The 17,957-nt window shown below is 58.9% G+C and carries 21 protein-coding genes; 19 read left to right on the top strand and 2 right to left on the bottom strand.

Translation table 11 applies throughout. The features are described from left to right. Positions 1 to 30 precede the first annotated feature (30 nt). From JIF53_RS08285 to JIF53_RS08220, 14 genes are all read left to right on the top strand, one after another. Positions 31 to 774, top strand: a complete 744-nt coding sequence (locus JIF53_RS08285; RefSeq protein ID WP_023010591.1) for an RNA polymerase sigma factor FliA — start codon at positions 31 to 33, stop codon at positions 772 to 774. Positions 775 to 934: 160 nt separating this feature from the next. Further along, positions 935 to 1,318 carry a chemotaxis response regulator CheY gene (cheY, locus tag JIF53_RS08280; RefSeq protein WP_011785448.1) on the top strand — a complete coding sequence of 128 codons (384 nt, stop codon included), beginning with the start codon at positions 935 to 937 and terminating at the stop codon, positions 1,316 to 1,318. A 21-nt stretch (positions 1,319 to 1,339) separates the two neighbouring features. Further along, positions 1,340 to 2,125: a protein phosphatase CheZ gene (locus JIF53_RS08275; RefSeq protein ID WP_011785447.1), complete on the top strand. Its 786-nt coding sequence runs from the start codon at positions 1,340 to 1,342 to the stop codon at positions 2,123 to 2,125. Between the two features lie 18 nt (positions 2,126 to 2,143). Next, positions 2,144 to 4,273 (top strand): chemotaxis protein CheA, encoded by a 2,130-nt coding sequence (locus tag JIF53_RS08270; RefSeq protein WP_199452232.1) that lies wholly within the window; start codon positions 2,144 to 2,146, stop codon positions 4,271 to 4,273. Between the two features lie 33 nt (positions 4,274 to 4,306). Then, positions 4,307 to 5,452 (top strand): protein-glutamate methylesterase/protein-glutamine glutaminase, encoded by a 1,146-nt coding sequence (locus tag JIF53_RS08265; RefSeq protein ID WP_153740450.1) that lies wholly within the window; start codon positions 4,307 to 4,309, stop codon positions 5,450 to 5,452. Further along, positions 5,452 to 6,192: a flagellar motor protein gene (locus tag JIF53_RS08260; RefSeq protein ID WP_011785444.1), complete on the top strand. Its 741-nt coding sequence runs from the start codon at positions 5,452 to 5,454 to the stop codon at positions 6,190 to 6,192. The genes JIF53_RS08265 and JIF53_RS08260 overlap by 1 nt, the downstream gene beginning before the upstream one ends. A 19-nt stretch (positions 6,193 to 6,211) precedes the next feature. After that, positions 6,212 to 6,994: a flagellar motor protein MotD gene (gene motD / locus JIF53_RS08255; protein WP_011785443.1), complete on the top strand. Its 783-nt coding sequence runs from the start codon at positions 6,212 to 6,214 to the stop codon at positions 6,992 to 6,994. A gap of 23 nt (positions 6,995 to 7,017) precedes the next feature. Then, positions 7,018 to 7,164, top strand: coding sequence for a hypothetical protein (locus JIF53_RS08250; RefSeq protein ID WP_153740449.1), 147 nt, complete (start codon positions 7,018 to 7,020; stop codon positions 7,162 to 7,164). A 21-nt stretch (positions 7,165 to 7,185) separates the two neighbouring features. Beyond that, on the top strand, positions 7,186 to 7,983 hold the full coding sequence (locus JIF53_RS08245) for a ParA family protein (protein WP_011785442.1): 798 nt from the start codon (positions 7,186 to 7,188) through the stop codon (positions 7,981 to 7,983). Next, a complete protein-coding gene (locus tag JIF53_RS08240) occupies positions 7,976 to 8,758 on the top strand; it encodes a chemotaxis protein CheW (RefSeq protein ID WP_199452231.1) in 783 nt (260 codons plus the stop codon). Before JIF53_RS08245 ends, JIF53_RS08240 begins: the two co-directional genes overlap by 8 nt. A gap of 129 nt (positions 8,759 to 8,887) precedes the next feature. Continuing rightward, positions 8,888 to 9,376 carry a chemotaxis protein CheW gene (locus JIF53_RS08235; RefSeq protein ID WP_011785440.1) on the top strand — a complete coding sequence of 163 codons (489 nt, stop codon included), beginning with the start codon at positions 8,888 to 8,890 and terminating at the stop codon, positions 9,374 to 9,376. 62 nt (positions 9,377 to 9,438) lie between these two features. Next, a complete protein-coding gene (locus tag JIF53_RS08230; protein WP_199452230.1) occupies positions 9,439 to 9,831 on the top strand; it encodes a DUF2802 domain-containing protein in 393 nt (130 codons plus the stop codon). Between the two features lie 26 nt (positions 9,832 to 9,857). Next, entirely contained in the window at positions 9,858 to 12,137 is a 2,280-nt protein-coding gene (locus tag JIF53_RS08225) for an ATPase, T2SS/T4P/T4SS family (protein ID WP_199452229.1), read from the top strand. After that, the gene (locus JIF53_RS08220) at positions 12,134 to 13,237 is read left to right on the top strand and encodes an ATP-binding protein (RefSeq protein WP_023009873.1); all 1,104 of its coding nucleotides are present in this window, start codon (positions 12,134 to 12,136) and stop codon (positions 13,235 to 13,237) included. The genes JIF53_RS08225 and JIF53_RS08220 overlap by 4 nt, the downstream gene beginning before the upstream one ends. Here JIF53_RS08220 and JIF53_RS08215 read toward each other — a convergent pair. Together JIF53_RS08215 and JIF53_RS08210 are read right to left on the bottom strand one after the other, a co-directional pair. Beyond that, positions 13,217 to 13,537 (bottom strand): EscU/YscU/HrcU family type III secretion system export apparatus switch protein, encoded by a 321-nt coding sequence (locus JIF53_RS08215; RefSeq protein ID WP_011785436.1) that lies wholly within the window; start codon positions 13,535 to 13,537, stop codon positions 13,217 to 13,219. The genes JIF53_RS08220 and JIF53_RS08215 overlap by 21 nt on opposite strands. After that, positions 13,534 to 14,898: a flagellar hook-length control protein FliK gene (locus JIF53_RS08210; protein ID WP_199452251.1), complete on the bottom strand. Its 1,365-nt coding sequence runs from the start codon at positions 14,896 to 14,898 to the stop codon at positions 13,534 to 13,536. The genes JIF53_RS08215 and JIF53_RS08210 overlap by 4 nt, the downstream gene beginning before the upstream one ends. A gap of 160 nt (positions 14,899 to 15,058) precedes the next feature. Between JIF53_RS08210 and ccmA the strand changes: the two genes are divergently transcribed. The 5 genes from ccmA to ccmE are packed head-to-tail and all read left to right on the top strand — an operon-like array spanning position 15,059 to position 17,945. Further along, complete coding sequence (gene ccmA, locus JIF53_RS08205; protein WP_199452228.1) at positions 15,059 to 15,697, top strand: cytochrome c biogenesis heme-transporting ATPase CcmA; 639 nt, start codon at positions 15,059 to 15,061, stop codon at positions 15,695 to 15,697. Next, positions 15,687 to 16,412 (top strand): heme exporter protein CcmB, encoded by a 726-nt coding sequence (gene ccmB / locus JIF53_RS08200; RefSeq protein WP_011785433.1) that lies wholly within the window; start codon positions 15,687 to 15,689, stop codon positions 16,410 to 16,412. The genes ccmA and ccmB overlap by 11 nt, the downstream gene beginning before the upstream one ends. 58 nt (positions 16,413 to 16,470) lie before the next feature. After that, positions 16,471 to 17,214: a heme ABC transporter permease gene (locus tag JIF53_RS08195; protein ID WP_022991601.1), complete on the top strand. Its 744-nt coding sequence runs from the start codon at positions 16,471 to 16,473 to the stop codon at positions 17,212 to 17,214. Between the two features lie 3 nt (positions 17,215 to 17,217). Continuing rightward, positions 17,218 to 17,451 carry a heme exporter protein CcmD gene (gene ccmD / locus JIF53_RS08190; protein ID WP_023009877.1) on the top strand — a complete coding sequence of 78 codons (234 nt, stop codon included), beginning with the start codon at positions 17,218 to 17,220 and terminating at the stop codon, positions 17,449 to 17,451. A gap of 14 nt (positions 17,452 to 17,465) precedes the next feature. Next, a complete protein-coding gene (gene ccmE / locus JIF53_RS08185; RefSeq protein ID WP_014421059.1) occupies positions 17,466 to 17,945 on the top strand; it encodes a cytochrome c maturation protein CcmE in 480 nt (159 codons plus the stop codon). The last annotated feature ends 12 nt before the right edge of the window (positions 17,946 to 17,957 follow it).

Here is a 17,957-nt window from a genome sequence, read left to right as displayed (position 1 = left end):
TGAATCCAGTCCTACAAGAAAACCGGATACATGACATTGGCGAAACATCTGGGAATTTACCATCAGGCCGGCGCCAGGAGCCCTTCAGCCCTGATTGAAGAGCATGCGCCGCTGGTCAAGAAAATCGCCCTTCATCTCATGGCCCGGCTGCCGCCATCAGTGCAGCTGGAAGACCTTATGCAGGCCGGTATGATTGGCCTGCTGGAGGCCGCGCAGCGCTATTCTTCCGGCAAAGGTGCCACCTTTGAAACCTACGCAGGGATTCGCATCCGCGGTGCCATGGTGGATGAGATCCGCAAGGGCGACTGGGTGCCCCGCTCAGTGCATCGCAACGCCCGGCGAATCGCCAGTGCTATCAAACAAGTGGAAGATCGTACCGGGCGCGAGGCCCAGGATGCCGAAGTAGCTGAAGAGCTTGGCATTGGTCTGGACGAGTATCATGCCTCACTTGCCGACGCGAACAGCGGTAGACTTTTTAGTCTTGATGAGCTCAATGAATCCGGCGAGCTGCCGATAGAAGAAGCAGAAGCGAGTGATAATCCGCTGGACGGTATTGCTTCAGGCGCTTTCCAGCGCAGTCTAGCAGACGCCATTGAGCAGTTGCCTGAGCGTGAAAAACTGGTATTGAGCCTGTATTACCAGGAGGAGCTCAACCTCAAGGAAATCGGTGCGGTGCTTGGGGTCAGTGAGAGCCGGGTAAGCCAGATTCACAGCCAGGCGGCGTTGAGACTTCGCAGCCGGTTGGCCGAGTGGCGGGATGGTGACAACGACTGATCGGCCAGGTGCTGTGTTTCGCTTTCAGCAAGCTGTGTAGCTTTTGGTAAACGATGCTTTACAACGTGCGCAAACACCACACAATAAGCGCTTAAGGTAGCAGCCTGCTAGACTTCCAAAAGGCTGAATGAATTCCGGGTGTTACTGACTGGAGGTCCCATTGGACAAGAACATGAAAATTCTCATTGTGGATGACTTCTCCACAATGCGACGCATCATCAAAAACCTGCTGCGAGATCTCGGCTTCACCAATACGGATGAAGCGGACGATGGCAACACCGCGTTGCCCATGCTCCGAAGCGGCAAGTATGACTTCCTGGTGACTGACTGGAACATGCCCGGCATGTCGGGCTTTGACCTTCTGAAGGCTGTCCGTGCTGATGAAAACCTGAAGAACCTGCCGGTTCTGATGGTAACGGCAGAGGCCAAGCGGGACCAGATCGTGGCTGCGGCTCAGGCCGGGGTGAACGGGTATGTGGTCAAGCCTTTCACGGCAGCCGTGCTGAAGGAAAAGATCGAGAAAATCTTCGAACGAATCCAGTAACCAGAGGTCGGATGGCTCGCCATGAGTGATACCAAACAGAACCATCAGGGCCTTGATCCGGAGGTGGCGGAGAAGCTTCAAAAACAGGCCTCCGACCTGGCCGAGAATGTAAACGCCGGGAATTATGCCAAGGCGATGACCCTGATCAATGAACTGAGCGAGGTTCGCGATCAGAGTCTGTATCGGGAAGTGGGGCGACTGACCCGCAGCCTCCATGAGGCAATCCGGAACTTCCAGATAGACCCGCGTAATGCCGAGCAGAAAGAAGTGCTGTCGAAGATGAGCGACGCTTCTGACCGTCTGGCCTATGTGGTTCAGATGACCAGCCAGGCAGCGAACCGCACCATGGATCTGGTTGAGGAAAGCATGCCGGTGGCTCACGCCATGCGGGATGAAGCGGTTGCCCTGCGGGATGAGTGGCAGCGTCTGCGCCGTCGTGAAATGGAGCCTGCGGAGTTTCGGGAGCTTTATGGTCGCATCGACAAGTTCTTCGCTGGCCTGACGACGGACTCCGACAGTCTGTACCAGAACCTGTCGGAAATCCTGCTGGCTCAGGACTTCCAGGATCTGACCGGCCAGGTTATCCAGAAGGTCACCGCGTTGGTGAAAGAGGTGGAAGACAACCTTCTGGGTCTGGTGGTGATGGCCAGCCACGTGGATCAGCTGACCGGCACGGTGCACCAGATTGAAGAAAAAGAAGAATCGGCCGAAAAAGGGGTAGGGCCCCAGATTAAGGCTGATGAGCGGGAAGATGTAGTTTCGGGGCAGGACGATGTGGACGATCTGCTGTCCAGTCTCGGATTCTGATAATAAAGAGGGTGACGCATGGCGTTAGATGCTGATGAAGAGATCCTGCAGGACTTCCTGGTAGAAGCCGGCGAGATACTCGAAAAGTTGTCGGAGCAGCTGGTGGATCTGGAGCAGCATCCCGATGACAGCGATCTGCTGAACGCCATTTTCCGTGGCTTCCATACCGTGAAAGGGGGCGCAGGCTTCCTTCAGCTGGAGGCACTGGTTAACTGCTGCCACTCTGCAGAGAACGTGTTCGATATTCTCCGGAATCACAAGCGCAAGGTCACTCCGGAACTGATGGACGTGGTTCTGGAGGCGCTGGACAACGTTAACGCCATGTTCGAAGAAGTTCGCAACCGGGAAGAGCCGACGCCCGCGCCGGACGAACTGATCGAAGCCCTGGACGCACTCGCCAAACCCGAGTCCGAGGATGCACCGGCGGCGGAAGCGCCAACCCCGGCACCGGAGCCGTCGTCTGCGGAGGTCGGGCAGCAAGGGGACCAGGGCGATATCACTGACGAAGAATTCGAGCAGTTGCTGGACGCGTTGGCGGATGAAAAATCCGACGGCCAGAAACCGGCCGGCAACGAGCAGGTGAGCACTCTGGCTGAATCCGCCGGCGGCTCAGACAGTGATGAGATTACCGACGACGAATTTGAGGCTCTGCTGGATCAACTTCACGGCAAGGGCCAGTTTGCCGGCGCGCCTGCGGAAGAGGAAACAGCCAAGGCAGAAACCAGCACCAGCGGTGGCTCAGAAAAATCAGCCGGCGACGCCGATCTGATTTCCGACGACGAATTCGAGAACCTGCTGGACGAACTGCATGGCAAGGGCGCCGGCCCAAGTGCCGGGTCTTCCGACAGCGAGCCCAAACCGGCGCCTGCTCCATCCGGCAAGGCCGAACCGGCCCCGGAACCAAAGAAAGCAGAAGCCAAAGCCGAGAGCAAGGCCGCTGCCAAGCCGGCCTCTGCGCCCGCGCCTGCCCGTGAGGCCGCACCCGCGGGAGAAACCACGGTTCGGGTAGATACCAAGCGCCTGGACGACATCATGAACATGGTGGGCGAACTGGTGCTGGTGCGGAACCGCCTGCAGCGTTTGGGTTCCGAAAGTGAAGACGAACACATGCACAAGGCGGTGGCCAACCTCGACGTAGTGACTACGGATCTTCAGGCTGCCGTCATGCAAACACGGATGCAGCCGATCAAGAAAGTTTTCGGCCGTTTCCCGAGGGTAGTGCGTGATCTGGCCCGGAGTCTGAAAAAAGAAGTGAACCTGGTGATGCACGGTGAGGAAACCGACCTGGATAAAAACCTGGTCGAGGCGCTGGCCGACCCACTTGTGCACCTGGTCCGAAACTCCGTGGATCATGGTGTCGAAGCGCCGGACGTAAGGGAGAAGGCCGGAAAACCCCGAGCCGGAACCGTGACCCTGTCGGCGGAGCAGGAAGGCGACCATATATTGTTGTCCATCGTCGACGACGGTGCGGGTATGGATCCCAATGTCCTGCGTCGCAAGGCGGTAGAAAAGGGCCTGTACGACCAGGATGCGGCAGACCGTCTAACCGATAACGAATGTTTCAATCTCATTTTTGCGGCCGGTTTCTCCACCAAAGACCAGATTTCCGATGTCTCCGGTCGGGGTGTCGGTATGGACGTGGTGAAAACCAAGATCGGCCAGCTCAATGGCCAGATCAATATCATGTCCGAACAGGGCAAGGGCACCAGCATTATCATCAAGGTGCCTCTGACTCTGGCCATTATGCCAACGCTGATGATCATGCTCGGTGACCAGTCTTTCGCGCTGCCGCTGGTGAATGTGGTGGAGATTTTCCACCTGGATCTGACCAAGACCAATATTGTCGACGGCAAAGAATGCATTGTGGTGCGGGACAAAGTGTTCCCGCTGTTTCACATCAAGCGCTGGCTGGTGCACGGGGCGGCAGGACAGGCCGAGCCGGAGAATGCGCACGTGGTGATTGTGGCCATGGGCACCAAGCAGGTCGGCTTCGTGGTTGACCAGTTGATTGGCCAGGAAGAGGTGGTGATCAAGCCTCTGGGCCGGGCCCTGCAGGGGACGCCGGGTATGGCCGGCGCCACCATCACCGGTGATGGCCGTATTGCCCTGATTATTGATGTGCCGAGCCTCCTGCAGCACTACGGCTGAGCAGGAATTTCCGGGATTGTGTAGGAGAAATGGATGACAGTTTCTGTCCTGGTCGTGGATGATTCGGGCTTTTTTCGCAAACGGCTGACGGAAATCCTGACGGCCTCGGGCCAGATTAAAGTGGTAGGCGCCGCCACCAACGGGCGGGAAGGTGTCGAGCTGGCAGAAAAACTGCGCCCCGATGTGATCACGATGGATTACGAGATGCCGGTGATGGACGGCATCTCTGCCGTTCGCGAGATCATGCGCAAGCATCCTACTCCGGTGTTGATGTTCTCGTCCCTGACTTACGAAGGTGCCCGCGTTACCCTGGATGCCCTGGAAGCCGGGGCGGTGGATTTCCTGCCCAAGAATTTCGAGGAAATTGCCCGGGATACCAGTCAGCTTCAGAAAATTCTCATCCAGCGCATTCTGGATGTGGCCGGTAGCCGGCCCGGTGCCCGATCGGCGCCTGCGGCCCCTAGGCCCTCAGCGCCGGCACCGGAACCCGGCCGGGAGCCTGCCGAGCGTTCTGGTTCGCGTCTGACCCGCCCGGCCACGCCGGAACCCCGTAAAGAACCTTCGGCCTCTGAACCAGTTCGTAGACCCGCCAGAAAAACCGGGACCAGGCATTACAGCGTGGTGGCCATCGGCACCTCCACCGGTGGCCCTGTCGCGCTGCAAAAGGTGCTCACGGCGTTACCGGCCTCGTTTCCGGCGCCCATTGTGCTGGTTCAGCATATGCCGGCCAGTTTTACCCCGGCCTTTGCCGAGCGGCTCAACAAGTTGTGTCGCATTGAGGTTCGTCAGGCCGAGGACGGCGACGTGCTTCGTCCGGGGCTGGCCCTGCTGGCGCCCGGTGGCAAGCAGATGATGATTGAAAGTCGCGGCGGGCAGGCGAAAGTGCGGATTCTTCCGGGCGATGACCGCTTGAATTACAAACCCTGTGTGGATGTTACCTTCGGCTCTCTGGCCAGGAGCTTCCCAGGCAAAACCCTGGGTCTGATCCTCACTGGTATGGGTTCCGACGGGAAGGAAGGCTGCAGGATGATGAAGCAGTCCGGTTCCGTGATCTGGTCCCAGGACGAGAAATCCTCCGTCATCTATGGCATGCCGATGGCTGTGGCCAAAGCCGGACTGAGCGACGAAATTCTGGCGCTGGAAGATATTGGCGCGCGGCTGGTTGAAGGTGTGAGCTGATGGATATTCTGAGCCTGCTCGGAATCATCCTGGCGTTCGTGGCCATCCTGGGTGGCAATCTGCTGGAAGGTGGTGCTGTCAGTTCACTGTTTAACGGCCCGGCCGGGTTGATCGTGGTGGGCGGCACTCTGGCGGCAACCATCCTACAAACCTCCTGGCCGATGCTCAAACGTGCCTTCGGTCAGGTTCGCTGGGTGTTTATTCCGCCCTACATTTCGCTGGAAGATGGCATTGGCAAGGTCATCGACTGGAGCGTCAAGGCCCGCAAACAGGGCCTGCTGGGCCTGGAAGGGCTTGCGGAGAGAGAGCCCGAGCCGTTCGCCCGGAAAGGGCTGCAGTTGCTGGTTGATGGTGCCGAGCCCGAGTCCATTCGCAGTATCATGGAAGTGGACCTGGAAACCCGGGAGCAGCGCGATCTGGAGTCGGCCAGGGTCTATGAGGCCATGGGTGGGTATTCCCCCACGATCGGTATTATTGGCGCGGTGATGGGCCTGATTCAGGTCATGACCAATCTGGAAGATCCCCAATCACTGGGTGGCGGCATCGCCACGGCCTTTGTGGCGACCATCTACGGCGTTGCCCTGGCCAACCTGTTGTTCTTTCCGGTGGCCAATAAATTGCGGGGCATCATCAAGGAACGCACCCGTTATGAGGACATGATGATCGATGGCATTATCGCCATTGCCGAGGGCGAAAACCCGAAATCCATCGAATTGAGACTGCGGGGCTTCCTGCAGTAATTCCGGGCCAGGGCTTCCTATGCGCCGTCGCAGACCACCCCAGGATGATCTCCACAACAAGGAACGCTGGCTGATTTCCTATGCGGATTTCATCACGCTTCTGTTTGCCTTTTTCGTGGTGATGTACTCGGTATCCTCGGTGAATGAGGGCAAGTACAAGGTGCTGTCGGAAACCTTCACCGGTGTCTTTAACGCCCCCCAGCGCTCATTGCAACCGGTCACCGTGGGCGGCCAGCCGGTCCGGGCGCCGCAACAACAGCATGAAGATGTTATTCCGCCGCCGGTTACCGAGGCGCCCCGTAATCCGGAACTGGATGCCGAGGGTCGCACCGAGGCTTTGCGAACCATGGCCAACCAGCTTGCCATGGAATTCGACGAACTGATCAATCAGGGGGTGGTGAGTCTGGAAACCAGCAGCGAGTGGATTGAACTCAATCTGCCGAACAGCATGCTCTTTGGCAGTGGTGATGCTGAGCCCCATTACGACTCTTTTGAAGTCATCGAAAAGATCGCCAGTGTACTGCGCAACCGCGACAATGCGGTCAAGGTGGAAGGCTTTACCGATAACCAACCCATTCGTACCAGCCGCTTTCCGTCCAACTGGGAACTCTCGACCGCCCGTGCAGCGGCTGTCGCCCGGATGTTGATGATGGAGGGCATCGAGCCAGAGCGCCTGGCAGCGGTGGGTTATGGTCAATACCAGCCCGTGGCCCGCAACGATACCGAGGAGGGGCGGCGGCGTAACCGCCGGGTGGTTCTGCTGATCTCCCGGGATGCCAGCATCCGGGGGGCGGTGCGCTGATCACCTGCCGGTGGCAGATGCGTATGGCTGAGCTGGCACACTTCCTGTATTACCTGTTGTTCATCGTCCGAATCGGCAAGGGGTTGCCGCAAAACCATCGATTCGGCTTTCAAGTTACCCGTATCCTTGCCGATAAGTTGAACATAGGCCGGCGCATGACGCCAGGCTGAGCCGTTACCGGAGAACAAAACGTGCGTATCTGGGCTGTAGCCAATCAAAAAGGTGGAGTGGGGAAGACAACCTCTGTGGTCGCTCTGGGCGGACTGCTGGCCCAACGTGGCAAGCGTGTGCTGGTGGTTGATCTGGATCCGCACGGGTCGCTGACCAGCTGGTTTGGTTATGACCCGGATACTATTGCCCACAGCGTGTTTGACCTGTTTCAGCATCAGGGCAAGGTCCCTGAAGGCCTGCCGGCGCAACTGATCACCGATACCGGTTGCCCCGGGCTGTCGCTGCTGCCTGCCAGTACTGCACTGGCCACCCTGGAGCGTCGGATGATTGGCGTTGAGGGTATGGGGCTGATTGTCTCCCGTGCCCTGGCCCAGTTGTGGGATGATTTTGACTACGTGATTCTCGACAACACGCCGTCGCTGGGTGTGCTCATGGTGAATGCACTGGCCGCTGCCCAGTACCTGGTGATTCCGGTACAGACCGAGTTTCTGGCCATCAAGGGCCTGGAACGAATGCTGCACACCCTGCAAATGATCATGCGCTCCCAGAAGAACGAATTACCGTACATGATTGTTCCCACACTCTATGATCGCCGGACCCAGGCTTCGGTCAAGAGCCTTAATCTGTTGCGCAAGACCTATCAGGATACCCTCTGGCGGTTCGCCGTACCGGTTGATACCAAATTCAGGGATGCCAGCCAGGCTGGGGTTATTCCCTCGCAACTGGATGCGGAAACCCACGGTGTCCGGGCCTATGATCATCTATTGGACGACCTCCTGAAGCGAACCGGTTCCGTGAAGGAGCGTCAGCATGGCTGACAGAAAAATGACGCAACTGGCTGCGCCGGAAGCAGCCATTGCCAGTTATCTGGATGAGTTGCTGCACACCGCCACCAGCACTGCGTTGCAGGAAGAGCAGGTACAGCCTGAGCCTGAGCCGTTAGAGGCGCATCCGGAACCGGAGCCGGAGCCGCCGAAACCGGTAAAAACCGAAGCAAAGCCTGTCACCAGAGCCCGTCCTCGCCCGATCATTCAGGCACCTGTTGTGGAACAGAAAGCGCCGGAACCGGTTCAGACGGAGGCGCCGGTAACGGCCCCGGGCAACGATGGCGAGGTGCCGCCGGCGCGCCCGGACTGGTCGGAAGAGCCGTTTGAGTGCCTGATTTTTACGGTGGCAGGGTTGCAGCTGGCGGTGCCACTGGTTCTGTTGGGCGCCATCCATCGTATTGAAGAAGAGATCCGGCCAATTCCTGGCAGTCCCCGGTGGTACATGGGGATACGGCCTGATCGGGACCACAACCTGCGGGTTGTGGACACCGCCGAGTGGATTATGGCTGGCCGGGTACCGGCTGGTGCCCGGGACAATTATCGGTTTGTGATCCGGCTGGATGACAGTGAGTGGGGGCTGGCCTGTGACGATGTGGCCCAGTCTTTCACGCTGCGGCCGGATGAAGTGCGCTGGCGCACAGCGCGCAGCAAGCGCCCCTGGCTGGCGGGAACCGTGGTTGACCACATGTGTGCGTTGATCGATGTGCGCACCATGGCGCATCTGCTGGTGCGGGCAGAGCGTGAACACCATCTGGATCTGAGTTAAACAGGTCCGTTACTCAATGAAACCGTGTGAGGCTGGCACGGTTTGTGCCCTTAACTATAGTATTGGGCACTGATGATGAATTTTTGACGATCAGGTTGCCCGCCGGGCAGCCGAGAAGGAGAGAGTGCTATGGCATCCCCGAGCGGACAGCAAAATCAGGCCCAGGACGATCAGGTACTGCAGTACGTGACTTTCCGCCTGGATGACGAAACCTATGGCATCAACGTGATGCAGATCCAGGAAGTGCTGCGTTACACGGAAATCGCGCCGGTTCCCGGAGCCCCGGATTATGTGCTGGGGATCATTAACCTGCGGGGTAACGTGGTTACGGTCATCGATACCCGTCGCCGGTTCGGGTTGGCGGACGCGGAAGTGACCGATGCCACCCGGATTGTGGTCATGGAGTCGTCCAGCCAGGTGATGGGCATTCTGGTGGATTCTGTGGCAGAGGTGGTCTATCTCAAGGCCAGTGAAATTGAAACTGCACCGAACGTGGGGAACGAGGAAAGTGCCAAGTTCATCCAGGGCGTGTGCAACAAGAACGGCGAGCTGATCATTCTCGTCGAATTCGACAAGATGCTGTCAGACCACGAGTGGGCTGAAATCGCGTCGCTGTAACCGGCTTTTCACAGCGCAGTGATGGACGTCTCCCGGGGTCACCAACAACGGAGACGTCCATTATGAGTTTCACCATTCCCTCCTGGCTCCCCTGGGGCCTGACCGCTGCAGCCATCACTCTGGTTCTGGTTCAGGGTGTTATCCATGGCCGGCGTATCCGGGCCTTACAGGCTTCTGTCAAGCAGCGTTGCGATACCCTTGGCCGTGAACTGCATGCCACTACCAGTGGCAGCCTCGGCGTGGGGCAGCGCCTGGTAGCCTGTGAGCGGCAGATTCATGAGCTCAAGAACACTCTGGAAGAAATGCGGCAGAATGATCCGTTGCGAATTTCCTACGACGAAGCCGCGCGACTGGTTGATCTTGGCGCGGATATCGACGATCTTATGAATACTTGCGGAATTTCCCGTCCGGAGGCCGAACTGGTATCTGCCCTGAAGCGGCGACATGCGGCCTGATCCGGCGTTTTATCGGATGCTGCTGAATGAAGAAGCTCTATCAGAGGGCCGTTGAGGCCCTCGCTGTTGTTTCCCGCCCTGATTTTGTTTCTGGTGCCGATCTCGTCCCCTCCATCACCGGCCACTCAATACCCAGAGAAGAAACGGTTCGCCACCTGCTGAGCCTGATGCCAGAGATCGAGCCTGACCAGGTCGTCATGCACGTTGGGGGCGGCTCAGGTTATGTGACCGCCGTGCTGGCGGATCTGGCTCACCGGGTGGTTTATGTTGACCGCAACCCGGCACTGGTGGAAAAAGCCCGCGAGCGCTTTTTCAAGCACGGCGTCCATAATGTGGATGTCGTTGAGGCCTCGGCAGATACCGGGCTGGAACTGGACGCGCCCTGTGACCTGATTCTGTGTACGACCTTCATCCAGGATCCCAAGGCGCTTCTGCCGAACCTGCGCGAGGGCGGGAACCTGGTGTGCCTGGAGGGTCGGGCGGGGCCGGTGCCCAGTGTCGCCATGTTCCAGCGCAGGGGCGACAAGCTGGAGCGGGTCAGAACCCTGGGCTGGGTGGATTTCAACCGTAACTCTGAACAGATTCTGATTGATCTTGGCGTGGTCTCCGAAGCGGCACTGGCGGATGCCCGCACCGAGGCGGCGACCAAAAACGAACGGGTACTGGATGTCCTGCGTCGCCGGTTGAATCTGGAAGAGATTGATCTCTACCGGTCTCTTGCCCAGCAGCGGGGCATGACGTTTACCGATGGTGATGACGTACTCAGTCATCTGAGTACGGACCTGTTCCGGCGTTTTTCCCGAACCTTTCTGGATCTCTCCCGCGTGATCCCGGTGTCGGAAGAGGACAGCACGTTGACCGTGGTCACCGACGACCCGGATGCACGTACCGATCAGATGGAACGGCTGACACCCAAGCATCGAATTGTCTGTCTGCTGGTGACACCGACGGACTTCCGGCGGATCTGGTCGGCGCTGGATCTGACTGTCAAAGGCAGCCGCTTTGTGGCGGAGCATGGCGTGTCGGTGGGCAGCACCGAAAAACCGGATACATCGGGCAAGGATCTGCTCGGCAAGGACAGCAACAAACACATCAGCCCGTATCTGGTGTCTGTGTATGAGGCTATTCTGCTGGATGCCGTCAGCGAGAAGGCCAGCGATATTCATATCGAACAGTATGAGAACCGGGTGCGCATTCGCTTGCGGGTGGATGGCGATCTGCACGATTTACCGCAATACCAGTTGTCTGCCCGGGAAATTCGCGGCGTTATCAACGTCATCAAGCTCCGGGCGGAGTTGAATATCGCTGAGCACCGGTTGCCCCAGGGTGGGCGTTCCAGGCTGCAGCTCGGAGACACTTCCTACGATTTGCGGATCCAGACCCAGCCCTCACTGCACGGTGAGAATGCGATTATCCGTCTGTTGCCGCAAACCGGTCGGGCAATGACCATCGCTGAGTTGGGGATGTCATCGGCCATTGGTTCCCGTTATCAGCGCCTGCTGGATAACCCGGCGGGTCTGGTGCTGGTGGTCGGGCCGACCGGGTCTGGTAAATCCACCACACTCTATGCGGGCCTGCAGACCCTGGCTGATGATGGTCGCCGTAAGGTGATTACCGTGGAGGATCCCATCGAGTACTCCATCGACAACATCCAGCAAACCCGCGTACGTTCTGAAATCGGATTCAGTTTTGCCGATGCCATGCGGGCGTTTGTTCGGGAAGACCCGGATGTCATCCTTGTCGGTGAAATCCGGGATCAGGAGACCGCGCTGGAAGCCATTCGCGCCTCTCAGACCGGTCACGTGGTGCTCTCCACGCTGCACTGTAATGACGCCGTGGATTCCCTGCAGAGACTTTACGACCTGGGCGTTCATCCCAACTCCATCGCCGGCGAATTGTTGGCAGTGATTGCGCAACGGTTGGCGAAGCGAATCTGCAAGCATTGCCGCAAGCCGGCCAGGCCCGATCCCGCCATTATGGCGGAGGTTTTCCCGGACGGTGCGCCGGCGGATTTCCGGTGTTTTGAAGGGGAGGGTTGCGACAAGTGTAACGGCCGGGGGACCCAGGGTCGGGTTGCGATTGTGGAGTACATGGAGGTGGACTCGGATATCCGTAATGCCATCTCCAGTCAGCCTCCCATCGGGGAGCTACGATGGCGAGCGCTGGATGCCGGCCTTGTGACCATGCGGGATAGTGCCCTGGATCATGTCATTGAGGGCATCATTCCGCTGGCTGAGTTGCCCCGCATTCTGCCCAGGGAGCGCATGGCTCCGGAAGTTCGTGGTGGTCGCAGGAGTATCGGATGAAAAATACCAGATCCAACAACAAGGCAGCCCAGCGCGAGCCGGCAGAGGTAACCTATCGCGAGGAACTGGACAAACTGATGTCCATGGATCCGGGCCCGATGCCTCCTGGCTGGCTGATGTCGCCCCGGGGCGTCGAGAAGTTTCTGCTGGGCGATGAAAAACTGGGTATAGAGCGTAAGTTTGTCGCCGACCGGGCTATGGTGGTCCGGATCATCATTTCCCTGTGTACGTCCCGGGGGTGCTTGCTGGTCGGGGAGCCGGGTACGGCCAAATCCTGGCTGTCGGAGCTGCTCGCTGCGGCGATTTCGGGTAATTCCACGCTGACCTTGCAGGGCGGCGCCATCAGCCAGGTCAGCCAGTTGCTCTATAGCTGGAACGAAGCTCTGCTTCGTACCGAGGGCCCCAGCCGAAAGGCGCTGGTGCCAACCCCGCTGTTGCGGGGCATGATGGAGGGGCAGCTGGTCCGGTTTGAAGAAATCGCCCGCTGCCCGCAGGCGCTGCAGGATGCCATGCTGTCTGTACTTTCCGACAGGGTCGTGGTGATCCCGGAATTGCCGGGGGAAGACGGCGTTATTCTGGCACGGGAAGGCTTTAACCTGGTGGCCACCTCAAACAGTGTTGATGAGGGTGTTCACAGCATGAGTGCGGCCCTGAAACGACGGATGGACTTTGAGGAAATCCGGCCGATACGGCACCTGAACGATGAGATCGATGTGGTTCTTCGGGAAGTGGCCAGAGCCAACCGGCGTGCCGGAATCGATGTGGCGCTGGAGCAGTCGGTGGTGGAAGTGCTGGTGACCATCTTCCACGAATTGCGTAACGGGCAGACTCTGGACGGGCGAAGCACCGACCGGCTGGCAGGGGCGGCCCTGTCCACCGCCGAGGCGGTATCCGTGGCCCACGCCGCCAGCCTGAATGCGTGGTATTACGGTGGCGGCGCCATGACCGTTGAACACATGATGCACCACGTTATAGGCTCGGCCCTGAAGGATCAGCCGGAGGACCGCCGACGCCTGAAGCATTACTTCGATACCACTGTGGCGCCACGCAAAGGTGAGCATTGGCAACAGGCCTGGGCGTTACGTTCCCTGATCCACTGACGGGTTATCTTCTTCTGGCCGGGCATCTCCGGGTGTCCGGCCCCGGATGTGGAAAGCAAACGCCAGAATCTCCGCGATCACCCGGTACAACTCTTCCGGAATCTCTTCATTCAGCGACAGACGCGCCAGAATGCCGGCAAGCTCGGCATTCTCGTACAACGGAACATTGTTGTCGCGGGCAATCCGGATGATTTCCTCGGCCAGTTCCCACGTGCCGGTTGCCGAGATAACCGGTGCCCGTTCACCGTCGTACTTGAGGGCAACAGCGGCCGGGATATTGTTCTGTGCGTTTTCGGTCATGCCTTGGTATCCACCAGTCGGTGCTCCAGCCGGGTTTGCATCTGCTGAGGGCTGCCCCTGCGACAATCCAGGTCAGCAACTTCCAGCCCGAGGTCGTTCAGGCTCTGGCGCAGCAGCGGCAGCTCGCGATGCACGGTTCTCAGGGTGGTCTGGTTTTCAGCCCAGACCATAGCGCTCACGGACGGCGGCCGGAAGGTGACATCGAAATGCAGCGGGCCCGCATCGTCCAGATCCATAGACAGGGACAATCGCCACTCACTGGCGCTGGTCCGTTCCGGTCGTTTGTTGCCGTCTTTCTCCCGTGAGTACTGTTCCAGTCGCAATTGTGCCGTTCGGGGTTCCTGTTGCGGCGTTAACCATGGCAGTTCAATCAGCAGAGTGTTCACGGGCACGCCAGGTTCGCCGCCGGCCCTGGCATTCAAGGTCTGGCTGTGCAACTGGTTTACCGTAATCCGGTTCAACATGCCTGCAAGCAGTCGCAGGGTCTGCCCGACCGTGGCAGGTTCCCCGGTGTTCTTAGAGGCCGCGGGCGCTGGTGCCCTGGGAAACTGTAATGGGGCCTGTAGCAAATCCTGGCTGGCCAGGGGGGTCAGCCGGTTGAATTGCTCCGGCCCCTGGTTCTGGCTGGTGAGCAAAGCCGACACCACCTTTGCGAGTACCAGTTTAAGATCCGGTTGGCTGGCGGCGGAAGGGCCGGTCTGTAGCAATCGAGCCTCGGAAAACAGGCCGCTTTCAGACAACCACTGCCGCACCTGAGTGGCCATGGATTCGGTCTTGCCGGCGCCTGGCGCCAGGGCGTCAGCCTTGGGTAACTGGTTGATCAGCTTTTGCAAGGCCTGCTGTGCGGGCACTGGCAGAGGCTGTGCGCTGGTGGTAGATGGCAATTGCCCGGGTGGGGGTGGCAGTTTCAGGCCCTGGCTCATGGCACTGAACAGTTGTGTCAGGCCAGCCTGAAGGCTCTGTTGCCAGGGTAGTCGCTGGGCCAGGGCCCGGGCAACGGCACTCTCCTGGCCCGGCGCCAGCTTGCCTATCAGCTGCAATTCGTTACCGGCCCGCATGACCTTGATCAGATCGCCCACGGACAGATCCGGTGGCTGGTTGCCGGCAGCGACTTTCAGGGATTGTCCGCGCAGTTCCAGCAACAGCTCATGGCCCCCGCCTTTCTGCCTCAGGATCTCAGCCACTTTGGCCAACGCTGTCTCCCGATCAGCCAGCTGTAACTGGGCCAGTTGTTGTCTGGCCGAAAGCGCAGCCCCGGGCGCCGTGCTGGTGCCGGGAGTAACCGCGGCCGGACTCCGGGGGGGCTGGTCCGGCGCGGGCTGTTTCGGGGGTAAGGGTGGTGGTCCGCCGTTCAGTTTCATTGGTGTCGATTTGATGTCGGGCAAGAGTAATATGCTGGCGCTTTCGTTATAATACGCCGCGCTGGCAGTGAATGCCCTGATTTCATGTTGGCACCCGTGTGTCCTTCATTACATGCACCTGATGCCTGCTGCGCATCCATCGCTCTGAAACGGAGCCCTGATGTCCGAGCCGTTACTACAGGCGATAGATCTTGAGTGTGAACGGGACGAGCGCCTGTTGTTCCAGAATCTGTCCTTTTCCATACTGCCCGGTACGGTTACCCGTGTCGAGGGCCCCAACGGTACCGGTAAGACAACATTGCTGCGAATCCTTGCTGGCCTGAACGACGCCTGGTCGGGTCAATTGCTGTGGTGCGGCGAGCCCAGGGCCCGGCAACGCGAGTCTTTTCTTCGAAACACCCTTTACATTGGCCATCGGCCCGGCATCAAACCATTGCTTACCCCGGTCGAGAACCTGAAAGCGCTGATGGCCGGTCGTCGGGAGGTGAGCGACGAGGTGCTGGTTCAGGCACTGGCAGGTACCGGGCTGACAGGATTTGAAAACGTACCATGCCGGAATCTGTCTGCCGGGCAGCAACGCCGTGTGGCATTGGCCAGGTTGCTGATTGCCGACGAGCCACTCTGGCTGTTGGACGAAGTCTTTACTGCGATTGATGCAGACGGTGTCCGAGCGATTGAGTCGCTGCTACAGCAACGTGCCGAGGAAGGGGGGGCGGTGCTGGTGACGACCCACCATGAACTCCAGTTGCCAGGTATGAAACGCATCACCCTGGGTGCCGGAGGTGTACATGAATGCTGATCGGCGGCCGGCACTGAAGCCGGTGTCTGAATCGGTTGGCCCGATAGCCGCCATGGCGGCAGTTTTTGCCCGGGACGTCCGGGTGGCTTTCCGGCAGCGGCAGGATCTGCTGAACCCGTTGCTGTTTTTCATCATGGTAGTAACCCTTTTTCCCCTGGGAGTCAGCCCGGAAGTGGCATTTCTGAAACAGTCCGGAGCCGGTATCCTTTGGGTAGCGGCTTTGCTGTCGGTGTTGCTGTCGCTGGACCATCTGTTTCGTCACGATTTTGACGATGGGACCCTGGAGCAGCTGGTACTGCAGCCTCAGCCTCTGTTCCTGCTGGTGCTGGCCAAAACAGCCGCACACTGGGTGTTGACGGGCCTGCCACTGGTGCTGTTAGCGCCGGTTTTAGGCGTTATGGTGCACCTGGACGGGAACTCTATTGCAATTCTGTGTCTAACGCTCCTGATCGGCACCCCGGTACTGAGCATGATCGGAGCTATTGGCGCAGCTTTGACCCTGGGATTGCGCTCGGCAGGCGTGCTCTTGTCACTGCTGATCATTCCGCTGTACATTCCCGTGCTGATTTTTGGTACCGGCACGGTAGCGGCGGCAGCTGAAGGCGCGCCGGTTGGCGGATACCTGGCTCTGATGGGCGCGTTTCTGGTTCTGGCGGTAACCCTGTCGCCTTTCGCCTCGGCAGCGGCCCTGAGAATCAGTCTTTCGAACAGCTGATCGGTTCTTTGGGGCCGGCAACCAACCAAACGATAACAGTGAAGATGGTGACCAACTGATGTGGCAATTCTTTCACAAACTGGGTTCTCCCAAATGGTTCTTCGGGATTGCAACCCGGTTTATGCCGTGGTTGCTGGCGATCGGTATCATTCTGCTCCTTGCCGGCCTGGTCTGGGGGCTGGCGTTTGCTCCCAAAGACTATCTGCAGGGCAACAGCTATCGCATCATTTTTATCCACGTTCCCACTGCCTTTCTCGCCCAATCCATTTACATCATGATGGCGTCCGCCGCCATCGTTACGTTGGTCTGGCGCATGAAACTGGCGGATGTCTTCGTGAAAGCCGTGGCGCCGGTTGGCCTGGTTTTTACCTTCCTATCGCTATTCACCGGCGCCGTCTGGGGTAAGCCTACCTGGGGGACCTGGTGGGTGTGGGACGCCCGGCTGACTTCCATGCTTATTCTGCTTTTCCTCTATGGCGGTGCTATCGCCCTCGATCGGGCCATCAATGACGAAAAATCCGCTGCCAGGGCGGTAGCGGTGCTGGTGCTGGTGGGGGTGGTAAATATCCCGATTATCAAATACTCCGTGGAGTGGTGGAATACACTGCACCAGCCGGCCACGTTCAAACTCACCGAAAAGCCCTCTATGCCCGTTGAGATGTGGGTTCCGCTGCTGCTTTCGGTGCTCGGTTTATACCTGTTGTTTGGCTGGCTGGCGTGTCTGCGCATGAAAACCGAAATTGTCATGCGGGAGCAAAAAACCCGCTGGGTGAGAGAGCTGGTGATGGCGGGGAGAGGCTGACCGATGGCGTTTGATTCTTTTTCAGCATTTATCGCAATGGAAGGCCATGGTCCCTATGTCTGGGCCTGTTATGCCGTGTTCGCCGTTCTGCTGGTGGGCCTGATGATCTGGTCGTCCCGGCATCATCAGGCGGTTATGGCCAGCTGCAAACGCCGTTACCAGCAGCAGGATAGCAGCACCAGTGCCCGGCCAAAACAGGCCGCTACGTTCGCCCGTGTCGAAGTTTCCCAGGAATAAACAGCAGGTAATCCATGCATCCGATCCGAAAAAAACGACTGACCATTGTGCTCTTTCTGGTGGCCGGTATTGCCATTGCGGTAGGCCTGACCACCTATGCCCTCCGACAGAATATCAACCTGTTTTACGATCCTACGGAAATTGCTGCGGGTAACGCGCCGGTTGATGTCCGGATCCGGGCCGGTGGCATGGTTGAAGAGGGCAGTGTGGCAAGGGATACCGACAGCCTGAAGGTGAACTTCCGGGTGACCGACTATGCCGCGTCGGTGCCGGTACAGTACGAGGGCATACTGCCTGATCTGTTCGCCGAGGGGCAGGGCGTGGTTGCCATGGGGCGGCTGAATGAACAGGGCGTGTTCGTGGCCGATCAGGTTCTGGCCAAACACGATGAGAACTATATGCCACCGGAAGTGGCCGAGGCGCTGGAGCGCTCTTCCAAGGGGCAGCACAAGTCTGCTGATGTGGAAAAAGCCGCGGAAACCACGGCGTACTGAGCGCCCAATTCA

This window comes from Marinobacter sp. bablab_jr008 (genome assembly GCF_016464145.1).
GTDB lineage: Bacteria > Pseudomonadota > Gammaproteobacteria > Pseudomonadales > Oleiphilaceae > Marinobacter > Marinobacter nauticus.
This window is presented reverse-complemented; position numbering and strand designations above follow the sequence as displayed.

Excerpts from the sequence above, each read along its gene's own strand:
- JIF53_RS08285 (WP_023010591.1), top strand. The coding sequence starts at position 31 with ATGACATTGGCGAAACATCTGGGAATTTACCATCAGGCCGGCGCCAGG.
- JIF53_RS08275 (WP_011785447.1), top strand. The coding sequence starts at position 1,340 with ATGAGTGATACCAAACAGAACCATCAGGGCCTTGATCCGGAGGTGGCG.
- JIF53_RS08270 (WP_199452232.1), top strand. The coding sequence starts at position 2,144 with ATGGCGTTAGATGCTGATGAAGAGATCCTGCAGGACTTCCTGGTAGAA.
- JIF53_RS08265 (WP_153740450.1), top strand. The coding sequence starts at position 4,307 with ATGACAGTTTCTGTCCTGGTCGTGGATGATTCGGGCTTTTTTCGCAAA.
- JIF53_RS08260 (WP_011785444.1), top strand. The coding sequence starts at position 5,452 with ATGGATATTCTGAGCCTGCTCGGAATCATCCTGGCGTTCGTGGCCATC.
- motD (WP_011785443.1), top strand. The coding sequence starts at position 6,212 with ATGCGCCGTCGCAGACCACCCCAGGATGATCTCCACAACAAGGAACGC.
- JIF53_RS08250 (WP_153740449.1), top strand. The coding sequence starts at position 7,018 with ATGGCTGAGCTGGCACACTTCCTGTATTACCTGTTGTTCATCGTCCGA.
- JIF53_RS08240 (WP_199452231.1), top strand. The coding sequence starts at position 7,976 with ATGGCTGACAGAAAAATGACGCAACTGGCTGCGCCGGAAGCAGCCATT.
- JIF53_RS08235 (WP_011785440.1), top strand. The coding sequence starts at position 8,888 with ATGGCATCCCCGAGCGGACAGCAAAATCAGGCCCAGGACGATCAGGTA.
- JIF53_RS08230 (WP_199452230.1), top strand. The coding sequence starts at position 9,439 with ATGAGTTTCACCATTCCCTCCTGGCTCCCCTGGGGCCTGACCGCTGCA.
- JIF53_RS08225 (WP_199452229.1), top strand. The coding sequence starts at position 9,858 with ATGAAGAAGCTCTATCAGAGGGCCGTTGAGGCCCTCGCTGTTGTTTCC.
- JIF53_RS08220 (WP_023009873.1), top strand. The coding sequence starts at position 12,134 with ATGAAAAATACCAGATCCAACAACAAGGCAGCCCAGCGCGAGCCGGCA.
- JIF53_RS08215 (WP_011785436.1), bottom strand. The coding sequence starts at position 13,537 with ATGACCGAAAACGCACAGAACAATATCCCGGCCGCTGTTGCCCTCAAG.
- JIF53_RS08210 (WP_199452251.1), bottom strand. The coding sequence starts at position 14,898 with ATGAAACTGAACGGCGGACCACCACCCTTACCCCCGAAACAGCCCGCG.
- ccmA (WP_199452228.1), top strand. The coding sequence starts at position 15,059 with ATGTCCGAGCCGTTACTACAGGCGATAGATCTTGAGTGTGAACGGGAC.
- ccmB (WP_011785433.1), top strand. The coding sequence starts at position 15,687 with ATGAATGCTGATCGGCGGCCGGCACTGAAGCCGGTGTCTGAATCGGTT.
- JIF53_RS08195 (WP_022991601.1), top strand. The coding sequence starts at position 16,471 with ATGTGGCAATTCTTTCACAAACTGGGTTCTCCCAAATGGTTCTTCGGG.
- ccmD (WP_023009877.1), top strand. The coding sequence starts at position 17,218 with ATGGCGTTTGATTCTTTTTCAGCATTTATCGCAATGGAAGGCCATGGT.
- ccmE (WP_014421059.1), top strand. The coding sequence starts at position 17,466 with ATGCATCCGATCCGAAAAAAACGACTGACCATTGTGCTCTTTCTGGTG.